General features: G+C 61.7%; 18 protein-coding genes, 2 tRNA genes and 3 rRNA genes. 8 read left to right on the top strand and 15 right to left on the bottom strand.

Translation table 11 applies throughout. The annotated features are described in order from the left end of the window. Window positions 1–7: 7 nt before the first annotated feature. The 7 genes from flgG to ISP25_RS15970 all read right to left on the bottom strand — a co-directional run bounded on the left by flgG (window position 8) and on the right by ISP25_RS15970 (window position 5,549). A complete protein-coding gene (flgG, locus tag ISP25_RS16000; RefSeq protein WP_192159547.1) occupies window positions 8–793 on the bottom strand; it encodes a flagellar basal-body rod protein FlgG in 786 nt (261 codons plus the stop codon). A gap of 28 nt (window positions 794–821) precedes the next feature. Next, window positions 822–1,562 (bottom strand): flagellar basal-body rod protein FlgF, encoded by a 741-nt coding sequence (gene flgF / locus ISP25_RS15995; RefSeq protein ID WP_404615291.1) that lies wholly within the window; start codon window positions 1,560–1,562, stop codon window positions 822–824. A gap of 20 nt (window positions 1,563–1,582) precedes the next feature. Next, entirely contained in the window at window positions 1,583–2,803 is a 1,221-nt protein-coding gene (gene flgE, locus ISP25_RS15990) for a flagellar hook protein FlgE (protein WP_404615289.1), read from the bottom strand. Window positions 2,804–2,840: 37 nt separating this feature from the next. After that, window positions 2,841–3,575 carry a flagellar hook assembly protein FlgD gene (locus ISP25_RS15985; RefSeq protein ID WP_404615287.1) on the bottom strand — a complete coding sequence of 245 codons (735 nt, stop codon included), beginning with the start codon at window positions 3,573–3,575 and terminating at the stop codon, window positions 2,841–2,843. Window positions 3,576–3,585: 10 nt separating this feature from the next. Beyond that, window positions 3,586–4,035: a flagellar basal body rod protein FlgC gene (flgC, locus tag ISP25_RS15980; protein WP_404615285.1), complete on the bottom strand. Its 450-nt coding sequence runs from the start codon at window positions 4,033–4,035 to the stop codon at window positions 3,586–3,588. Then, window positions 4,035–4,448, bottom strand: coding sequence for a flagellar basal body rod protein FlgB (gene flgB, locus ISP25_RS15975; RefSeq protein ID WP_404615283.1), 414 nt, complete (start codon window positions 4,446–4,448; stop codon window positions 4,035–4,037). Before flgB ends, flgC begins: the two co-directional genes overlap by 1 nt. 168 nt (window positions 4,449–4,616) lie before the next feature. Continuing rightward, window positions 4,617–5,549 carry a chemotaxis protein gene (locus tag ISP25_RS15970; protein ID WP_404615281.1) on the bottom strand — a complete coding sequence of 311 codons (933 nt, stop codon included), beginning with the start codon at window positions 5,547–5,549 and terminating at the stop codon, window positions 4,617–4,619. Between the two features lie 184 nt (window positions 5,550–5,733). Between ISP25_RS15970 and ISP25_RS15965 the strand changes: the two genes are divergently transcribed. The 5 genes from ISP25_RS15965 (at window position 5,734) to ISP25_RS15945 (ending at window position 9,978) form a co-directional block, all read left to right on the top strand. Then, a complete protein-coding gene (locus ISP25_RS15965; protein ID WP_404615279.1) occupies window positions 5,734–7,038 on the top strand; it encodes a methyl-accepting chemotaxis protein in 1,305 nt (434 codons plus the stop codon). After that, a complete protein-coding gene (gene flgA / locus ISP25_RS15960) occupies window positions 7,035–7,742 on the top strand; it encodes a flagellar basal body P-ring formation chaperone FlgA (RefSeq protein WP_404615277.1) in 708 nt (235 codons plus the stop codon). Before ISP25_RS15965 ends, flgA begins: the two co-directional genes overlap by 4 nt. A gap of 101 nt (window positions 7,743–7,843) precedes the next feature. Continuing rightward, window positions 7,844–8,164 (top strand): flagellar biosynthesis anti-sigma factor FlgM, encoded by a 321-nt coding sequence (flgM, locus tag ISP25_RS15955; protein ID WP_192159529.1) that lies wholly within the window; start codon window positions 7,844–7,846, stop codon window positions 8,162–8,164. After that, the gene (locus ISP25_RS15950; RefSeq protein ID WP_192159525.1) at window positions 8,161–8,604 is read left to right on the top strand and encodes a flagella synthesis protein FlgN; all 444 of its coding nucleotides are present in this window, start codon (window positions 8,161–8,163) and stop codon (window positions 8,602–8,604) included. The genes flgM and ISP25_RS15950 overlap by 4 nt, the downstream gene beginning before the upstream one ends. 96 nt (window positions 8,605–8,700) lie before the next feature. Then, window positions 8,701–9,978, top strand: coding sequence for an EAL and HDOD domain-containing protein (locus ISP25_RS15945; RefSeq protein WP_404615275.1), 1,278 nt, complete (start codon window positions 8,701–8,703; stop codon window positions 9,976–9,978). A gap of 290 nt (window positions 9,979–10,268) precedes the next feature. Here ISP25_RS15945 and ISP25_RS15940 read toward each other — a convergent pair. The 6 genes from ISP25_RS15940 to ISP25_RS15915 all read right to left on the bottom strand — a co-directional run bounded on the left by ISP25_RS15940 (window position 10,269) and on the right by ISP25_RS15915 (window position 16,604). Next, window positions 10,269–11,344 (bottom strand): IS3 family transposase gene (locus ISP25_RS15940; protein ID WP_404616329.1). Its coding sequence is split into 2 segments (ribosomal slippage): window positions 10,269–11,086 and window positions 11,086–11,344, totalling 1,077 coding nucleotides; the frame shifts between segments, so codons are not numbered across the junction. 191 nt (window positions 11,345–11,535) lie between these two features. Then, window positions 11,536–11,648 (bottom strand): 5S ribosomal RNA (rrf, locus tag ISP25_RS15935). A 110-nt stretch (window positions 11,649–11,758) separates the two neighbouring features. Then, window positions 11,759–14,637, bottom strand: a 23S ribosomal RNA gene (locus ISP25_RS15930). Between the two features lie 185 nt (window positions 14,638–14,822). Beyond that, window positions 14,823–14,898: transfer RNA gene (locus ISP25_RS15925), tRNA-Ala, on the bottom strand. A gap of 5 nt (window positions 14,899–14,903) precedes the next feature. Continuing rightward, window positions 14,904–14,980 (bottom strand) — tRNA-Ile (locus ISP25_RS15920). Window positions 14,981–15,063: 83 nt separating this feature from the next. Next, window positions 15,064–16,604, bottom strand: a 16S ribosomal RNA gene (locus ISP25_RS15915). The 16S, 23S and 5S rRNA genes sit together here with 2 tRNA genes alongside, the layout of an rRNA operon. Window positions 16,605–17,041: 437 nt before the next feature. Here ISP25_RS15915 and ISP25_RS15910 point away from each other — a divergent pair. Then, window positions 17,042–17,497 carry a DUF192 domain-containing protein gene (locus tag ISP25_RS15910; RefSeq protein WP_192158194.1) on the top strand — a complete coding sequence of 152 codons (456 nt, stop codon included), beginning with the start codon at window positions 17,042–17,044 and terminating at the stop codon, window positions 17,495–17,497. A gap of 214 nt (window positions 17,498–17,711) precedes the next feature. Here the strand turns inward: ISP25_RS15910 and ISP25_RS15905 are convergent, their stop codons facing one another. Then, window positions 17,712–17,909 carry a rubredoxin gene (locus tag ISP25_RS15905; RefSeq protein WP_404615273.1) on the bottom strand — a complete coding sequence of 66 codons (198 nt, stop codon included), beginning with the start codon at window positions 17,907–17,909 and terminating at the stop codon, window positions 17,712–17,714. A gap of 70 nt (window positions 17,910–17,979) precedes the next feature. Between ISP25_RS15905 and thiE the strand changes: the two genes are divergently transcribed. Together thiE and hemL are read left to right on the top strand one after the other, a co-directional pair. Next, window positions 17,980–18,606 (top strand): thiamine phosphate synthase, encoded by a 627-nt coding sequence (gene thiE, locus ISP25_RS15900; protein ID WP_404615271.1) that lies wholly within the window; start codon window positions 17,980–17,982, stop codon window positions 18,604–18,606. 14 nt (window positions 18,607–18,620) lie between these two features. Further along, a complete protein-coding gene (hemL, locus tag ISP25_RS15895; RefSeq protein ID WP_404615269.1) occupies window positions 18,621–19,904 on the top strand; it encodes a glutamate-1-semialdehyde 2,1-aminomutase in 1,284 nt (427 codons plus the stop codon). Between the two features lie 37 nt (window positions 19,905–19,941). Here hemL and ISP25_RS15890 read toward each other — a convergent pair whose 3' ends face one another. Beyond that, entirely contained in the window at window positions 19,942–20,361 is a 420-nt protein-coding gene (locus ISP25_RS15890) for a VOC family protein (RefSeq protein ID WP_404615267.1), read from the bottom strand. Window positions 20,362–20,409: the final 48 nt, after the last annotated feature.

Raw genomic sequence — 20,409 nt, 5'->3', positions numbered from 1 at the left:
GCCAACCTCACATATTGGTGGTGAGCGTCTGCAGCATGCTGTCTGCGGCGCTGATGGATTTGGAATTCATCTCGTAGGTGCGCTGGGTCTGGATCATGTCCACCATCGCTTCCACTACGTTGACGTTGGAGGACTCCAGCGAGCCCTGCAGCAGGGTGCCCATGCCGTTCACGCCGGCCTGCCCGGTCTGCGGCGTGCCGCTGGACGCCGTCTCCTGATACAGGTTCTGGCCAACAGACTGCAGGCCTGCGGGATTGATGAAGTCGGCCATCTGCAGCACGCCCACCTGCTGCGGCGCGGCCTGCCCCGCCAGGGTGGCGCTGACCGTGCCATCGGTACCGATGGTGATGCTTTGCGCGCCCTGCGGAAGGGTGATGGCCGGCTCGATCGGATAGCCGTCGGCGGTCACGATCTGGCCGTTGGCATCGGTATGCAGCGAGCCGTCGCGGGTGTAATCGGTGGTGCCGTCGGGCATGGTCACCTGCAGGAAGCCGCGCCCCTGGATGGCCACGTCCAGCGCGTTGCCGGTCTGCGCGATCGCGCCTTCGGTGAACATCTTTTCGTTGGCCACCACACGCACGCCGGTACCCATTAGCAAGCCCGAGGGCGACTCCGTCTGCTGGGTGGTCTGCGCACCGGGCTGGCTCAGGTTCTGGTACATCAAGTCCTGGAATTCCGGGCGCGAAGACTTGAAGCCGGTAGTGCTGGCGTTGGCCAGATTGTTGGAGATGGCATCCAGATTCGTCTGTTGCGCATCGAGGCCGGTCTTGGCGATCCAGAGTGAGGAGAACATGGCGTGGCTCCGCTAAAAGTGACTTGATTCAGTTCGACTGCAACAGCTTGATGCTGTCGTCGGCGTCGTCTTCGGCGGTCTTGATCGACCGCACCTGCATGTCGTATTGGCGCGACAGGGAAATCATCCGCACCAGCTCTTCCGACGGATTGACGTTGCTGCCTTCCAGGGTGCCGGACACCAACTGCACGCCGGGGTCGGCATCGGCACTGCTGCCGTCGCTCATGTGCAGCAGGCCGTCGGCGCCTTTGGAAAGCTGCGAAGGGTCGGGATTGACCAGCTTGATCTGGTCGACCTGGTTGAGTGAGCTCGCCGCCTGCCCCAGCGGCACGGAGGAAATAGTGCCGTCACCGCCAATCACGATTTGCGTGCTGGCGGGAACGGTGATCGGGCCACCGCTGCCGATCACGGGATTACCTGCGGCATCGGTGAGCGTGCCGTCGGCAGCCAATTGCAGGCTGCCGGCACGCGTGTAAGCCTCGCTTCCGTCTGGTGCCTGCACCGCGATCCAGCCCGATCCGCGCACCGCTACGTCCAGCGGGCGACCGGTCTGCTGCAAGGTGCCCTGCCCGTCGTTCCGCCCTACGCTCTGCGCCACGGCGTTGATGCGCGTGGGGCTGCCCGGCCCCAGCACCGGCAGGCTGCGGAACGCATCGATCTCGCTCTTGAAGCCTGTGGTGCTGGCATTGGCCAGGTTGTGGCTCACCATGTCCTGGGCCCGCATGATCTGCGTGGCCCCGGTCATGGCGATGTAGACGGAACGGTCCATGGTGACCTACCTCAGCGGGTTTACCGCGAGACGGCGCTGAACAGCGTGGATGCCAGCGTGTCGTCGGTGGACAGCACCTGCGCATTGGCCTGGTAGTCGCGCTGCGCCTGGATCATGTCCACCAGCTGCGCGGTGGTGTCGCTGGTGTTGGATTCCTCCAGCGCACCGGACTGGACGGTGCCGTACTGGCCACTGCCCGCCGTGCCCATCACGGCCGTGCCCGAAGCCGTGCTGGCCGACCAGCTGGCGCTGCCGAGCTGGGTCAGACCCTGCAGATTCTGGAAGTTGGCCATCGCCAGCTGGCCCAGCTCGCTGCTCTGGCCGTTGGAGTAGTTGGCAGTAACGACGCCCGTGCTGTCGACGTTGATCGAAGACAGCGCGCCCGCGGTGTAACCGTTCTGGCTGATGGTGCCGGCGGCATAGGCGGAACCGTACTGCGTGGTCTGGCTGAAATTGACCGACAACGCCTGCGCATTGGCACCATTGCCGTAGTTCAGCGAGTTGTAGGTGACGATGCCGTTGGCCGGCGTGGTCAGCGTGCCGGAGGAGCTGAAGGTCAGCGTCTGCGTGCCGGCGGATTGACCGTCCACATACAGGTTTGCATCCCAGGTGTTGGTGCCGGTTTTCACGTAGTACGCCGTAGCCTGGTGCGACGAACCAAGGCTGTCGTACACGGTGAACGTGGTCGAATTGTTGAAGGTGGCCGGGTTGGTGGGGTCGAAGGCCAGCGTCGGGGCAGTGGCGTTCGCCGGCAGGTTGGACGTGATCGTTGCCGTGGTGGTAGGCGTGGCCGCGCTCTGCGCGGTGACCAGGTTCAGGTTGGTCAGCGTGCTCGTGTCGACGCTGCCGCTGGCGGCGCTGTAGGGATAGACCTGTACCTTGTAGCCGTCCTGCGTGACCACGTTGCCATTGGCATCCTGCTGGAACGCGCCATCGCGGGTGTAGGCATAGCCATTGCCGGTGTTCACTACGAAGAACCCATTGCCGCTGATCGCCATGTCCAGGCTGTTGCCGGTGGTTTCGATGTCGCCCTGGGCGAACTGCTGCGCCACGTCGGTCATGCGCGTACCGCTGCCCACTGCGGTAGCGCTGAGGTTGACGCCGCTCACCGCGTAGATGTCCGCGAATTCCGCGCGCGAGCCCTTGAAGCCCGTCGTGTTGGCGTTGGCGATGTTGTTGGCGATGACGTTGAGATCGGCCTGCGCGCCATTCAGGCCGCTGAGCGCTTGGTTGAGTGCCATGACTTCGTTACCTCGTTGAAAGGGTTGTTATCGGCGATCAGTTGATCTGCGCGATCGAACTGAGCGGCACGCCGCCCACGCCGCTTACCTGCACATACGTGCCCACACTGGTGCCGCCGTAACCCACACCAGTGACAGAGCCGCTGGCATAGGTGGAAAGCGCGTTGCCGCCTTGATCGGCCGCCGTGATGCTGTAGGTGCCGGTCGGCAGCTGGTTGCCGTTGTCGTCCTTGCCATCCCAGCTGAAATTCGCCAACCCGGGCTGCTGGGCGCCAAGATCGATCGTGCGCACCTCTTTGCCGCTGCTGTCTTTGACCACGAGCTCGACATCGGAAGATGCATTGGTGACGCCCACGGCCCCGCTCATCGTGCTGCCGGCATAGCTGAGGCTGTCCGACGGCACCATTACGTTGCGTCCCACCAGGCTCACCGAGCCGAGTACCTGCGAGGTCTGCATGGCGCTGGTGACCTGGCTGGAGAGAGTGTTGACGGTGGTGTTGAGGTTTTGCGTGGAAGCCAGCTGGCTGAACTGCGCCAGCTGCGACACGAATTGCGTGTTGTCCATCGGGTTGGTGGGATCCTGCGCCTGCAACTGGGCGGTAAGCAGTTGCAGGAAATCGGCCTGGCTCAACGAGCTGCCGAGCGAGGAGCTGACGGAGCCCGAGCTGTTGCCGGAACCCGAATAACTGCCGGAAGCGCTCGCCGTGCTGCCGCTCGTGGCGCCGGCGGTATTGGCGGTATTCGTGGCAGCTGTGGTGTTTATCGTGGTCATGGCGGAAAACTCACTGTCCCAGGGTCAAGGTTTTGACCATCAACTGCTTGGCGGTATTCATCACTTCGACGTTGTTCTGGTACGAACGCGACGCCGAAATCATGTTCACCAGCTCATCCACCGGATTGACGTTGCTGCCGTAGACGTAGCCGTCGGCGTTGGCCAGCGGGTTGCCCGGCTCATAACGCTGCGGGACCGCATCCTGGCTTTCGGTGATGCCGAGCACCTGTACGCCCTCGCTGGCACCGGCATCGGCATTGCTGTTGCCCTGGCCGTCGCCGAACTGCGCGAACTGTTGCTTCTGGATGGCGGCGAACAAGGGCTCGCGCGAGTGGTAGGCGCCTTCCGGAGTGCCCGACACGCTTTCGGCGTTGGCCAGGTTGCTGGCCACGGTGTTGAGCCGCAGCGACTGCGCGGCCATGCCCGAACCAGCTACGTTGAAGATGGAATCGAGTGACATCAGCTCTGCCCTCCGGTGATGGCGGTGCGCAGCATGTGGATCTGCGCCGTGATGAAGGAAAGACTGGCCTGGTAATGCACACTGTTCGCGGCGAAGTCTGCCTGTTCGACCTGGGCATCGACGGTATTGCCGTCCATGCTGGGCTGGGTCGGCACGCGATACGCCAGCGCCGTCCCGTTCGTGCCCGTGTTGGACACGTCGCCGATTTGCCCCGCCGAGGTGGTTTCCAATGGCAGGTTGCCGCCGGCAGAACCGCCTGCCGCCGCCAGCGCCTTGCGAAAATCGACGTCACGCGCGAGGTAGCCCGGCGTGTCGGCGTTGGCCAGATTGTTGGCCAGCACTTCGGCACGGCGCTGCCACAGATCCATCGCTCGGGTATGGATTCCAAACAGGTCTTGCGGGATCGTGCTCATCGGTCTGCTCCGCGTGCGATTGACGCATGGAGCAGAATGCAAGTTGCATGCCACTATGCCGGAACCCTTGCCACGACTGGGCTGGCGGGGTTTTCGCCGCGACACCGCAAGGGCGGTGTCCTAGGAAAGTCGGTTTGTTGACACCCTGCCGGCGTCGGTTTCAGGGCGTCAGGCCGACGTCGCGTCCACCGGTAGCAGCTCGAATACCGCTTGCGCCAGCAGATCAGGCTGGAACTTGGCGACGAACGCGTCGGCCTTCACTTCCTTCACCATCGCCTCGTTGAAACCGCCTGACAACGAGCTGTGCAGCACCACCTTCAACCGGCACAGCTCAGGCGTCTCGCGGATAGCGCGTGTCAGCGCGTAACCGTCCAGGCGCGGCATCTCGATGTCGGATACCACCAGCTTCACGCCTTCGGCCGGATCGCCCGCGGCCAGCTTGCGCAGCTTGTCCAGCGCCTCGCGACCATCCTTCGCCACTATGCATTCGATGTTCATCTGCTTGAACAGCGCCACCAGGCGACGGCGGGCGATCAGTGAATCGTCTGCCACCAGCACCCGTCGCGGTGACAGCACGCGGGCGTCGGCAAGGCGTTGCATCTGTATGGAAAGATCGGCCGGCGCCGAATCGATGCTGGCCAGCACCTGCTCCACGTCGACCACGGCCAGCAAGGCACCATCCAGCCGGGTCACCGCATTGACCTTGTTGCCGAAACCCAGCGCAGCGGGTGGCGCGGCCATCTTGTCGCCATCGCACTGCACCATGCGCTGCAGATCGGCAACCAGGAAACCCTGCACCGAACGGCTGAATTCGGTGACCATCAGATGCGCCGAAGCCTCGTCGCGCAAGGGCGGATAGCCCAGCGCGGCGGCCAGATCGATCACCGGAATGGTCTGCCCGCGATAGTCGCAACTGCCTGCCAGCAATTCGTGTATGCCCATCATGCGTTCCAGCGGAGGGCGGCGCATGACCTCGCGCACCTTGAACACATTGATGCCGAACAGTTGCGCGTCACCGAGCCGGAACAGCAACATGGCCACACGGTTGTGCCCGGCAAGCCGGGTGTGTTGCTCCACCTTTTCCAGCAGCGTGCCGCCCATGCGGTCTCCTCGCATTGATCCGCCGCGCAGAGCGGCTCTACGCGCACCGTATCGACCGCACCGTCCCCCGCTTGAGTCCGCCGTCATGGCACACGGCTTGCTTTCTCAAGAACCGGCGGATTTGGCCGATGCAGTGCCCGGCATTGGTATGCCGCCCCTCGACATTCAAGGTGACGTTCGCCCCATGAGCCTGATCTGGAACCAGCACATCGCCCTTCTGGTGGAAGCCGCCGCCGCTGGCGACGAAGCGCGGCTTGCCACGCTGCGCCGCCAGTACCCCCGTGCCGCGCAGACGCTGGCGCCATTGCTGGCGCGCGCCGCCAGCCGCCCGCCGGCGACCGTGGCGCTGCAAGCCGTGGAGCAGCAGAGCCTGGTGCTGGCCGCCGTACAGCAGCTCGCTCGCGAGCAGGCCTCGCTGGGCAAGGCCGCCGACGACAGTCGCAGCGGCGTCGATAGCTTGACGGACGGCAGCGCCGGTATCTCGACGGCTCTACAGCAGGTAGGCGCCGAACTGGAGCAGGCCTGCAAGGCCAGCGCCGCCGGCAACGGCTCGGTCAGCGAACTCGATGGCCAGTTGCGCCTGCTGCGCAGCGCATTGGCGGCGATGAACCGAAATCAGAGCAAGCTGGCCGAGCAAGTGGAACAGATCCGCAAGCTCACCACCACCGTGCAGGAAATCGCCCATCAGACCAATCTGGTGGCACTGAACGCAGCGATTGAAGCCGCGCGCGCCGGCGAAGCCGGCCGGGGCTTCGCCGTGGTCGCCGACGAGGTCAAGCAGCTGGCGGAAAAGACTTCCCTTACCACCGCCGAGATCGAGAACGTCACCAGCTCGATCGGCGACTTCTCCACACAATTGAACGGCGACGTGCAACACAGCCTGCAGCAGCTCGACCGCGCCCAGACCGGCGCGGCGCAATCGGGCACCACGCTAGGCGCGGGCAACCAGTCGCTGCAGGCAGCCAGCGAGCGCGTCCGCAAGCTGCAACAAAGCAACGGCACCCAGCACGCTCGCGCCACCAGCGCACAGGCTGCGCTTGGCTCCCTGCAGCGACGCTCAGGCGAGGCAAAACGCCAATCCGATTCGCTGCGGCGCGCCGCGCTGCTCTCCCATCGGTTGAGCCTGGACTGGCTGGAAACCAGCAGCGGCAACGACCCGGGCAGCCTCAGCCTGATCGTACGCGAAGCCTCCCTCAATCTGCGCCAAGCAGCCGAACTGGCCCTGCTCGATCCAGCCGCAGTGGATCGTCGCTGGTTCGACACCCATGCAATTCGCGCCAGCGTCGAACGGCTGGGCGCCCTGGAACCGCACAAACCGGCCGTTGTCGGCCTTGCCAGCGCCGGCTCGCAGCTGTGCGAGCAGGGTACCCGTTTCGTCGCTCTGCTTTGCGACGGCGAGACCGCTCAGGCCAGCGCACTCTCGCAACAGATCGAGTCCGGGCGCGACTCTCTGCTTGTGCAACTCGACAACCTGCTGACGGACGCATGAGCAGGTCGCACGCCAGCTTAGGACTGCATGCGGCGGCATGGCTGGGCCTGGCGGCGTGGTCGGGCACGGGCCTCGCCACCGCGTCACCACCCGACGCCATCCGCGCAGCCGCCGAACATGCGGTGCGCGCCAGATTCGACCTGCCGGGCAATCGCGTGGAGGTACAGGCCCTGCCGCTCGCCTTGCGCCTGCACCTGGCACCTTGCGAGCAGCCATTGCACGCCGAGCTGTCCGACGCCATCCGCCCTGCGCCTCGCCTCAGCGTACCCGTGCAATGCCCGGGCAGCTGGGCCGTGCGCGTGCAGGTGCAATTGCAGCTGTTCCACCACGTACTGGTGACCAACCGGCCATTGCAGCGCGGCGACGGACTCGATCTGGCCGATGTGCACGACGAAGAGCGCGACGTGACCCGGCTCGGCTACGGATACGTCGACACATTCGATCAGTTGGCCGGACGCTCCCTCGCCCGCGCCTTGCCGGGCGGCAGCGTGCTCACGCCGGCTGAACTGGGGGGACGGCAAACGGTACGCGCGGGCGACCATGTGCAAGTATTGGCCCAGTTGGGCGACATCGTGGTTCGCGCCGATGGCGTGGCCTTGGGCAGCGGCGACGATGGCGCCCGTTTACGGGTTCGAAACGAGAGTTCCGGCAAGGTGCTTGATGCCATGGTCCGCGGACCCGGCATGGTACAGGCCCTGCCCTGAGAGCCAGCCATGCCTTCACCTATCCCACTCCACCCTCTAAAGTTCCTATGCTGCTGGCCGATCCAACTGGTACAGGGCCATTCTGAAACGGGTACGGACACATGAATACGACCATTTCCAACAGCGGCTTGCCGAAACTCCAGCAACCAGCCAGCCCAACCGGCAATAGTCAGGCAACGGACTCTTCCTCCGTGACCAGTTCCGGGGCGCCCGCTGCCCAAGCCGACGACCAACTCAAGCTGACCGACTCGGCCAAGGCACTGCAACAGGCATCGCGCACCAATGCCACCGAGGTCGATTCGCAGCGGGTTGAGCAGGTGCGACAGTCGCTGGCAAATGGCAGCTACAAGATCGATGCCGGCCGCATTGCCGACCGCCTGGTGTCCATGGAACAGCAGCTCGGTGGTACGAGCAAGGCATGACCTCTTTGCAGCATGAGTTCGATCAAGCCATCACCGCCACGCTGAGCGATATGCGCGTGGCGCTGACCATGTTCGAGCAAGTGCTTGAAGACGAGCGCGCCGCGCTCGTCGCCGGCGATACCGTGGCGCTCGGTCAGGCCGGCACACGCAAACAGGCACTCATGCAGCAGCTGGAACAGTTGGACGTCGAACGCCGCCAGTTGGCGAACGAGCAGGCGCGGGCCGAAGACGCACCTGATCCAGCGTGGCCTTCCATAGTCCAATCGCTGCAGCAATGCCATCGGCTGAATCAACGTAATGGCAGTATCGTCAACCAGCGGCTGCAGATGGTGCGCCAGGCTCTTGCCGTGCTGACCGGAGTGGATGGTGGCAACGGGCTTTACGACCGCACCGGGGAGTTGCATACCACGGGACGTTCTCGCCCGCTGGCGGCGGCTTGAGGCTAGGCTGAACTTCCCGCTGCAGCCTATGCAGTGGTTTCAATAGCGAGTCGCCCCACGGCTCGACCAATCGATAAACGCGCCACCGGATCGATCATGAGTTCTTCCCGCACGACAACCGCCCCCACTGCTGCAGCCGCCTCCCACTCCCAAGCCTACGACGGCGCATCGCCGCAATTGCCGGTGTTGCGCGTCCCGCTGCTCAACCGTGAGCGCGACCTCTACGCTTACGAAATCCTTTTCCATCGCGAAAACGGTGACGAGCAGGCTCTGCTGCGCAGCGTGCTTGCAATGATCACCGACGGCGCCTTGACCCGCCTGGTTCGCGGCAATCGTGCCTTTCTCAACTTGCCGGCCGAACTGTTGCCGGAAGATGCCGACGTGCTGCTGCACCAGCCGCGCATCGGCGTAGTGTTGCAGCCCCATGTGGCAGAAGACGAAGCGCTGATGGCACGCCTGCAACTGATGGCCCAGCGCGGCTGCCAGTTCATGCTGGATATCGGTGCCACGGAGCCTGGCAGCAGTCCTGAGTTCGAAGCCCTGCTGCGGATGGTTCAGCTCGTGCGGTTGGACGCTACCTTGTTGTCGCCTGAAGTGCTCGCGCAGCGTGCGAAAAGCCTGCACACCCGTGACTTGAGCGTCGTCGCCGGTCACGTGGACGACCATGCGACCTATGAACGCTGCCTCGCATTGCCGCTGGAAGCGATTCAGGGGCGTTACCTGCTGGTACCGCAGCCAATGGCCGTGCCGGTGTTGACCGCCAATCGCCTCAGCATGCTGCGCTTGATGGGCGCACTGCATGACAGCAACCCCGGCCCGGTCGAACTCGGCAACATCATTCGCGACGACGCCGTGCTCAGCTACAAGCTCCTGAGCTGCGTCAATTCAGCCTATTTCGCATTGCCACGGCAGCTGAAATCGGTGCAGCAGGCTGCGATCTTTTTCGGCGTTGCCCGCATGCGCAACTGGATCGACACCATGGCCATGTGCAGCATGGACGATCGTCCGCCGGAGCTGCTGCGCGCCGCGCTTATCCGCGCCCACATGTGCGAGGAACTGGCCCAGGGCATGCCGCACGGCAGTACCGAGATGGCCTTCACCGTCGGCCTGTTCTCCTTGCTGGACACCTTGATGTGCGCGCCGATGGAATTCCTGCTGACCCATCTGCGCCTCGTGCCAGAGATCAGCGATGCACTGACCGGCCGCGGCGGCCCGTTTGCCACGATCCTGCGGCAGATCCTCGCCTGGGAAGCCAACGAGTTGACCAGCGCGCAGGTACCGCCGCAACGAATCCAGCGGCTGGCCACGGTTTACCTCAATGCCACCCAGTGGGCCGACCAGGTCTACGCCAGCGCCAACGAAAAGAGCGCGTAACAGCCACTCTCGCGCAAATGCCTGCCATTCCGTAACCCCATCTGTCGCAGCAACGACGGGTGGGTTGTTCTTGGCCGGACCCGACTTCCAAGTGAAGCTGAAGCGTTGTCTTTGGTCGGATCTGACTTCCGAGCCCCCTCCCCTCTCCCCGAAGGCAAGCCTGCGCGTGCCTGAGTTTATGAGTCGCGCAGGGCAGGCCTATGCGGAACGGAAGTGTCTGCCCAAACACATTCCGAGTGCGCGTCCGACGTCCCCCCGCTTTCAGTAGCGGGGCAATTTAGAGCCCAGGGTTACTTTAACTGCTCAGCATAGGCGGCGGGTGTCAGCCCGCCCAACGCCTTCTTCGGTCGCTCCTCGTTGTATTCCCGGCGCCAGGTTTCGATCTCGGTACGTGCGTGTAGCAAGCTGGGAAACCAGTGTTCGTTGAGGCACTCGTCGCGCAAACGTCCGTTGAACGATTCGATGTAGGCGTTCTGGTTCGGTTTGCCCGGTTCGATCAGGCGCAGTTGCACGCCACGCTCGTGGGCCCAGGTAACCATCGCCTTGCCGCAGGACTCCTTGCCGTTGTCGCTGCGAATGATCTTGGGCAGGCCGCGAGTGAGCGCCAGGCGATCCAGCACGCGCGTGACGCCCGTGCCGGAGATCGCTCGTTCGACCTCGATGACGACGGCCTCGTGAGTGGCGTCGTCAACGACCGTCAGGCACTTGATGACGCGACCCTCGGCCGTGCGATCGAATACGAAGTCCATCGACCATACCTCGTTGGGGGCCACGGGCCGGAACAAGGGTTGTCGCTCACCTGCGGGCACCTTCTTGCGTTTGCGCCGACGCACCTGCAGCTTCGCGTCCTGATACAGCCGCTCCACGCGCTTGTAATTCACGAGCATCCCTTCTTGCCTAAGCTTGAGGTAGATCATCCCGACGCCGTAGCGCTTGTGTCGCTGCGCCAAGGCCAGGATCCGCTGTCGAAGTTCCACATTGCGGTCCGCGCGCGGCGCGTAACGCAGGGCACTGGCACTCATGCGCAGCACCGTCAACGCGCGGCGCTCGCTGAGTCCTTGGCTCGTCATCTCCCGCACCAGCAACCGTCGCGCCGGTGCGGTCACCACTTTTTTCGCAATGCCTCGCGGGTGATCTCGTTCTCCAGCATTGACTCGGCCAGGAGCTTCTTCAGCCGGGCGTTCTCCGCCTCCAACTCCTTAAGCCGTTTGGCCTCAGGCACCGTCATGCCGCCGAACTTGCTGCGCCACAGGTAGTACGAGGCTTCGCTGAGGCCGTGCTTGCGGCATAGATCCTTCACCGCCACGCCGGCTTCCGCCTCGCGCAGGAAGCCGATGATCTGCTCTTCGGTAAAACGCTTCTTCACGTCCAATCTCCGTCGGTTGGGGGATTGGACTCCAAATCGCTGTGCTACTCAAAAGCGGGGGGACGTCGCGTCCTTAAAGGACTGGCGAAAGTCCCCCGCGGGAAGCGGTGTCTACGCTTCAGAGGTTTCGTCTGGAGGGGCGCAAAAAGAAACACCCTCACCGGTATCGGTGAGGGTGTTTGGGATAAAGCCCCTGGCGGTGACCTACTCTTGCATGCAAGTGCACACTACCATCGGCGCGGCTGCGTTTCACTTCCGAGTTCGGGATGGGATCGGGTGGGACCACAGCGCTATGGCCGCCAGGGAAGGGGTTGAAGCAGCGCAGATTGCGCCCGCTTCAATTCGGTTGGCAAACGAGTGACAAGCGTCCGGATTCGTTGGAACCGGCACGTGGCGAAGGCCACTTGGGGTTATATGGTCAAGCCGCACGGCTCATTAGTACGCGTAAGCTCAATGCATTGCTGCACTTCCACACCGCGCCTATCAACCACTTAGTCTAAATGGTGCCTACAGGAGAGTTGAACTCTCGGGAGATCTCATCTTGGGGCGCGCTTCCCGCTTAGATGCTTTCAGCGGTTATCGCTTCCGTTCATAGCTACCGGGCAATGCCATGGGCATGACAACCCGAACACCAGCGGAACGTCCACTCCGGTCCTCTCGTACTAGGAGCAGCCCCCCTCAAATCTCCAACGCCCACGACAGATAGGGACCGAACTGTCTCACGACGTTCTGAACCCAGCTCGCGTACCACTTTAAATGGCGAACAGCCATACCCTTGGGACCGGCTACAGCCCCAGGATGTGATGAGCCGACATCGAGGTGCCAAACACCGCCGTCGATATGAACTCTTGGGCGGTATCAGCCTGTTATCCCCGGAGTACCTTTTATCCGTTGAGCGATGGCCCTTCCATACAGAACCACCGGATCACTAAGACCTACTTTCGTACCTGCTTGATCCGTCGATCTTGCAGTCAAGCACGCTTATGCCTTTGCACACAGTGCGCGATGTCCGACCGCGCTGAGCGTACCTTCGTGCTCCTCCGTTACTCTTTGGGAGGAGACCGCCCCAGTCAAACTACCCACCATACACGGTCCCTGACCCGGATTACGGGCCGAGGTTAGAACGTCAAGCACTTCAGGGTGGTATTTCAAGGATGGCTCCACCGAAACTAGCGTCTCGGTTTCGTAGCCTCCCACCTATCCTACACAGAAGAACTCAACGTTCAGTGTAAAGCTATAGTAAAGGTTCACGGGGTCTTTCCGTCTTGCCGCGGGAACGCTGCATCTTCACAGCGATTTCAATTTCACTGAGTCTCGGGTGGAGACAGCGCCGCTGTCGTTACGCCATTCGTGCAGGTCGGAACTTACCCGACAAGGAATTTCGCTACCTTAGGACCGTTATAGTTACGGCCGCCGTTTACTGGGGCTTCGATCAAGAGCTTCGCCTTGCGGCTGACCCCATCAATTAACCTTCCAGCACCGGGCAGGCGTCACACCCTATACGTCCACTTTCGTGTTTGCAGAGTGCTGTGTTTTTGATAAACAGTCGCAGCGGCCAGGTTACTGCGACCCTTCTCAGCTCAGCTACGCATGTAGCCACCAAAAAGGGCGCACCTTCTCCCGAAGTTACGGTGCCATTTTGCCTAGTTCCTTCACCCGAGTTCTCTCAAGCGCCTTGGGATTCTCACCCTGCCTACCAGTGTCGGTTTACGGTACGGTTTTTCTTAAGCTGAAGCTTAGTGGCTTTTCCTGGAAGCGTGGTATCAGTCACTTCGCCCAAAAGGGCTCGTCTCGGTGCTCGGCATAAAGAGGGCCGGATTTGCCTAACCCTCATGCCTACCGCCTTTCCCCGGGACAACCAACGCCCGGTAGACCTAACCTTCTCCGTCCCCACATCGCACTTAAGAAAAGTGCTGGAATATTAACCAGCTTCCCATCGACTACGCATTTCTGCCTCGCCTTAGGGGCCGACTCACCCTGCGCCGATGAACGTTGCGCGAGGAAACCTTGGGCTTTCGGCGTGCGGGCTTTTCACCCGCATTATCGTTACTCATGTCAGCATTCGCACTTCCGATACCTCCAGCAGACTTTACAATCCACCTTCACAGGCTTACGGAACGCTCCTCTACCGCGCACACAAAGTGTGCACCCCGAGCTTCGGTGTCTAGCTTAGCCCCGTTAAATCTTCCGCGCAGACCGACTCGACCAGTGAGCTATTACGCTTTCTTTAAAGGATGGCTGCTTCTAAGCCAACCTCCTGGCTGTCTATGCCTTTCCACATCGTTTTCCACTTAGCTAGAACTTGGGGACCTTAGCTGCGGGTCTGGGTTGTTTCCCTTTTCACGACGGACGTTAGCACCCGCCGTGTGTCTCCCGGATAGTCTGTCCTGGTATTCGGAGTTTGCCATGGTTTGCTAAGTCGCGATGACCCGCTAGCCATAACAGTGCTCTACCCCCAGGAAGATTCGTCCGAGGCGCTACCTAAATAGCTTTCGAGGAGAACCAGCTATCTCCGAGTTTGTTTAGCCTTTCACTCCTATCCACAGCTCATCCCCATCTATTGCAACAGATGTGGGTTCGGTCCTCCAGTGCGTGTTACCGCACCTTCAACCTGGCCATGGATAGATCACTCGGTTTCGGGTCTACTGCCAGAGACTATGCGCCCTATTCAGACTCGGTTTCCCTTCGCCTCCCCTAGACGGTTAAGCTTGCCACTGACAGTAAGTCGCTGACCCATTATACAAAAGGTACGCAGTCACCCTTGCGGGCTTCCACTGCTTGTACGTATACGGTTTCAGGGTCTATTTCACTCCCCTCTCCGGGGTTCTTTTCGCCTTTCCCTCACGGTACTTGTTCGCTATCGGTCAGTCAGGAGTATTTAGCCTTGGAGGATGGTCCCCCCATGTTCAGACAGGGTTTCTCGTGCCCCGCCCTACTCAATTTCACACCTAATGCCCTTTCGCCTACGGGGCTATCACCCGCTATGGCCGGCTTTTCCAAACCGTTCGACTAAAACACTAGATGCTTTTGGGCTAGTCCGCGTTCGCTCGTCGCTACTGACGGAATCTCGGTTGATTTCTTTTCCTCCGGGTACTTAGATATTTCAGTTCCCCGGGTTCGCTTCCGCAACCTATGAATTCAGTTACGGATACCTATTGCTAGGTGGGTTTCCCCATTCGGACATTGCCGGATCAAAGCTTGTTGCCAGCTCCCCGACACTTTTCGCAGGCTGCCACGTCCTTCATCGCCTCTGACTGCCAAGGCATCCACCGTATACGCTTGGTCGCTTGACCATATAACCCCAAGTCGCCTCGGGATTACACGTTTCAAACCACCTGTTCGTGCCTCAACACGTGTCTCGGTTCGGTTCGAACCAAGACGCTTGTCACTCGTTTGCCAGTTTTCAAAGAACACAAGAACGGCCTCAACGCCGCCTCGCTTCAAATCTTTATGTGTGCTTGGATTTCACGCGTCACCATGGTGGAGCCAGTCGGGATCGAACCGACGACCCCCTGCTTGCAAAGCAGGTGCTCTCCCAGCTGAGCTATGGCCCCGTGGTTGGTGGGTCTGGGAGGACTCGAACCACCGGCCTCACCCTTATCAGGGGTGCGCTCTAACCACCTGAGCTACAGACCCGGAAGCTTCTTGCTAGGGACGCTACGTGAAATACAGGTGTCTTGTGTGGACGTCTTGCGCGACGAATCGCGCTGTCGTTCTCGAAAGGAGGTGATCCAGCCGCACCTTCCGATACGGCTACCTTGTTACGACTTCACCCCAGTCATGAACCACTCCGTGGTCGTCGTCCCCCTTGCGGTTAGACTAACGGCTTCTGGAGCAACTCACTCCCATGGTGTGACGGGCGGTGTGTACAAGGCCCGGGAACGTATTCACCGCAGCATAGCTGATCTGCGATTACTAGCGATTCCGACTTCACGGAGTCGAGTTGCAGACTCCGATCCGGACTGGGATCGGCTTTCTGGGATTGGCTCCACCTCGCGGTATTGCAACCCTCTGTACCGACCATTGTAGTACGTGTGTAGCCCTGGCCGTAAGGGCCATGAGGACTTGACGTCATCCCCACCTTCCTCCGGTTTGTCACCGGCAGTCTCCTTAGAGTTCCCACCATTACGTGCTGGCAACTAAGGACAAGGGTTGCGCTCGTTGCGGGACTTAACCCAACATCTCACGACACGAGCTGACGACAGCCATGCAGCACCTGTGTTCCGATTCCCGAAGGCACTCCCGCATCTCTGCAGGATTCCGGACATGTCAAGGCCAGGTAAGGTTCTTCGCGTTGCATCGAATTAAACCACATACTCCACCGCTTGTGCGGGCCCCCGTCAATTCCTTTGAGTTTCAGTCTTGCGACCGTACTCCCCAGGCGGCGAACTTAACGCGTTAGCTTCGACACTGATCTCCGAGTTGAGACCAACATCCAGTTCGCATCGTTTAGGGCGTGGACTACCAGGGTATCTAATCCTGTTTGCTCCCCACGCTTTCGTGCTTCAGCGTCAGTGTTGTCCCAGATGGCCGCCTTCGCCACTGATGTTCCTCCCGATCTCTACGCATTTCACCGCTACACCGGGAATTCCACCATCCTCTGACACACTCTAGCTCGCCAGTATCCATCGCCATTCCCAGGTTGAGCCCGGGGATTTCACGACAGACTTAACGAACCGCCTACGCACCCTTTACGCCCAGTAATTCCGATTAACGCTTGCACCCTTCGTATTACCGCGGCTGCTGGCACGAAGTTAGCCGGTGCTTATTCCTCAGGTACCGTCAGCTCCACGGGGTATTAACCCATGGCATTTCGCTCCTGATAAAAGTGCTTTACAACCCGAAGGCCTTCTTCACACACGCGGCATTGCTGGATCAGGCTTGCGCCCATTGTCCAATATTCCCCACTGCTGCCTCCCGTAGGAGTCTGGGCCGTGTCTCAGTCCCAGTGTGGCTGATCATCCTCTCAGACCAGCTATCGATCGTCGCCTTGGTAGGCCATTACCCTACCAACTAGCTAATCGAACATCGGTTCGTCCAACCGCGCGAGGTCTTGCGAGCCCCCGCTTTCTCCCTTAGGACGTATGCGGTATTAGCGTAAGTTTCCCTACGTTATCCCCCACGTTTGGGTAGATCCCGATGCATTACTCACCCGTCCGCCACTCGCCACCCGGTATTGCTACCTGTGCTGCCGTTCGACTTGCATGTGTTAGGCATGCCGCCAGCGTTCAATCTGAGCCAGGATCAAACTCTTCACTTAAGTTTTCGATCATCCGAAGACGATCTATCTTTCTGAAGCGTGACCCCAACCAGTGAAACTCATTACTGACTTTCATTTGGGTGGGACGCTTGCATTGCTTGGACAAGTCATCGACTCGCCAGCGCAAGGCGTCCACACAATTCACCTGTGCACACTGTCAAAGATCTCGTCACCGCGGAGCTTTCCGCTACAGGACATTTCGTCCCGGTGAGCCGCCTACTATACATCGTCTTTTCGGTCCGTCAACACCTTCGTCGAAGTCTCTTCAGCGCGGGTGGTGTGGCGAACCCTTCGAAGCAAGGCAGTTCGTCGAAGGGGCGAGAATCATAGCGCCGCGCTGCACGGCTGTGAAGGGGTTGCGAAAAAATTCTTAGGCAGATGCGCCGCTTCATCGACATACACTTCGCAGACACGTCATCTAAGCAAACACGCGCATCATGCTGAAGCCGCTGACCGTCGCATCTCTGCTCGCCCTGGCCTGCAGCGCCTGCGTGGCATCGCATGAAACAGGCCCTGTCGCCGTAACCCTGCACGGGCAGCAATTCACAGCCGAACTGGCTACTGATGAAGCGGCTCGCGAGCATGGCTTGATGATGCGCACGGCGCTGGCTGCGAATCACGGCATGCTGTTCGTGTTTCCCGACACGGCACCACGCGGATTCTGGATGAAGAACACGCTGATCCCGCTCGACATCCTGTACTTCGATGCCGAGCGCAAACTCGTGTCTGCGCAATTGGACGTGCCGCCGTGCAAGGTCGATCCTTGCCCGATCTATCCCAGCACGGGGCCAGCGCGTTACGTGCTGGAGCTATCGGCAGGTACGGTCAAACGGCTAGGCGTGCGCGACGGCGACATGCTGGCGATCAGAGGCGACGTGGGTCCAGTGGACTGAACGACGACAAGACCGACGCGATAAGGGGTCAAGGCATCCATACGAAGTGCGTCGAGCATGTCCCACTCGTCTTCAAACGGAATGAACTGCTGCATGATGGTGCTTCCGGCAAAACGCGCATGGCATGCGCGTGGAAGCATCTCAGCGGATCGGCAGGCCCGTTCGCAGGCGGGAAGATGGCGAAATCGGGCCGCCTGCTGACGGGAATCGGCGATCAGTCGACCTCGATCATCTCGAAGTCGCTCTTGGTGGCGCCGCAATCCGGGCAAGTCCAGGTCTCGGGCACGTCTTCCCAGCGCGTGCCAGGCTCGATGCCTTCTTCCGGCACACCCAGCACCTCATCGTAGATGTAGCCGCAAACCACACACATCCACTTGCGCTGACCGGGAATCTCGCTTGCACTGTCGCTCATCGTCGGACTTCTTTGTTCAAGGGTGAATGGTGCATTCTCGCAACTCGACTGCCGTTGCGGAAGCTGCGCAATGATTACAACCCGATTCCCGAATCACGGCCTGTATGCGATCACCGACGGGCCCCGAACCGACCTGCTCGATGTAGCGTCACAGGCACTGGCCGGTGGTGCGCGCGTGCTGCAATACCGTGACAAGACCACGGATACCACACGGCGCCATGCCGAAGCCGTCGCGCTCAAGCAGCTGTGCGACGTGCATGCCGTACCGCTCATCATCAATGATGACGTCGTGCTTGCCGCTGCGACAGGCGCCGCCGGTGTGCACCTTGGCCGTGACGACGGCGATGTTGCGGCTGCGCGTGCCGTGCTGGGCGACCATTCGATCATCGGCGTGTCGTGCTACGACTCGTTCGAGCTCGCCCGTGCCGCCGCTGCGGCCGGCGCCGATTACGTGGCTTTCGGCGCATTCTTTCCGTCGCCCACCAAGCCCCATGCGGTGCGCGCATCGCCAGCGCTGCTGCGGCAGAGCGCCACGCTGGGCGTGCCGCGGGTGGCGATTGGCGGCATCACGCCGGACAATGCGCCTTCGCTGGTCGATGCGGGCGCGGATTTCCTCGCCGTGATTTCGGCGGTTTTCGCCATGCCCGACGTGTGCGCTGCCGCGCAGCGCTTCGCCCACCTCTATCCACCCGATTGATCGAGAACTCCCTGATGAGCACCAACCACGAATTGTTCCAGCGCGCCCTGCAACGCCTTCCCGGCGGCGTGAACTCGCCGGTGCGCGCATTCAAGTCCGTGGGCGGCGAACCGTTCTTCACCGCGCGCGCCGATGGCGCGTACCTGTGGGACGTGGAGGGCACGCGCTATATCGATTATGTGGGCTCATGGGGCCCGATGGTCGTCGGTCACAACCATCCTGCGGTACGCGAAGCAGTGGAACGCGCGGTGAAGGACGGTCTCTCCTTCGGCACGCCCTGCCCGGCCGAAGTGACCATGGCCGAGACCATCACGAAGCTGGTTCCGTCGGTGGAAATGGTGCGCATGGTGAACTCCGGCACCGAGGCCACTATGTCGGCGATCCGTCTCGCCCGCGGCGCCACCGGCCGCGCGAAGATCGTGAAGTTCGAAGGCTGCTACCACGGCCACGGCGACAGCTTCCTGGTGAAGGCCGGCTCCGGCGCGCTCACCTTCGGCGTGCCCACCTCGCCCGGCGTACCCAAGGCCAGCGCCGACCTCACGCTCACCCTGCCGTACAACGACCTGGCCGCGGCGCAGGCCCTGTTCGCCGAACAGGGCGACGACATCGCCGGCCTCATCATCGAGCCCGTCGCCGGCAACATGAACTGCATCCCGCCGGTGGACGGCTACCTGCAGGGCCTGCGCGAACTGTGCACGCGGCACGGCGCGCTGCTGATCTTCGACGAAGTGATGACCGGCTTCCGCGTGGCGCTGGGCGGCGCGCAGGTGCTGTATGGCGTGACGCCCGACCTCACCACGTTCGGCAAGATCATCGGCGGCGGCATGCCGGTGGGCGCCTATGGCGGTCGCCGCGACCTGATGGAACAAATCGCGCCCAGTGGTCCGATCTACCAGGCCGGCACGCTAAGCGGCAATCCGGTAGCGATGGCGGCGGGCCTGGCGATGCTGGAGCTGATCCAGGTGGCCGGTTTCTATGACACGCTCGCCGCACGGACACGCCTGCTGTGTGATGGCTTCCAGTTGGTAGCCGACGAAGCGGGCGTGCCATTCAGCACCAACCGCGTGGGCGGCATGTTCGGTCTGTTCTTCAGCGCTGAGCAGGTGAGCAGCTACGCGCAGGCCACCACGGCCGACACCGCGCTGTTCAACCGTTTCTTCCATGGCGTGCTGAAGCGCGGCATATACCTCGCGCCCAGCGCATTCGAAGCGGGCTTCCTCTCCAGCGCGCATTCGGACCAGGACATCGCCGACACCTTGCAGGCCGCGCGCGAGGCGCTGGCCGAGGCGAAAGGCTGAAGCGGGCACCGCCCACGCACAAGCGGCGCGCCAGACCTCACCAGCTGCCGATGTTGGGCATCGACGCCCAAGGCTCCTGCGGCGGCAGATGGCCATCCTGCAACAGTTCGATGGAAATCATATCGGGCGAACGCACGAAAGCCATGTGGCCGTCGCGCGGCGGGCGGTGGATGATGCACCCCATCGCCTGCAGGCGTTCACAGGTAGCGTAGATGTCTTCCACGCGGAAGGCCAGGTGGCCGAAGTTGCGCGCGCTGCCGTAGTCCTCGGTGGAACCCCAGTTGTAGGTGAGCTCGATCTCGGCCTCGGGGCTGTCCGGTGCGGCGAGGAACACCAGGGTGTACTTGCCCTCGGGCACATCCTTGCGGTGAGCCTCCTTGAGGCCAAGTCCTTCGCAATAGAAACGCAGCGAAGCGTCGAGGTCGCGCACGCGCACCATGGTGTGTAGGTATTTCATGATTTTCGGCCGATTGTCGCCGGAGGGAGGTCTCGATCATACCAATCG

It is taken from the genome of Rhodanobacter hydrolyticus (assembly GCF_044904645.1).
Note: the sequence above shows the minus strand (reverse complement) of the source record. Positions and strands in the feature narration are given on the sequence as shown.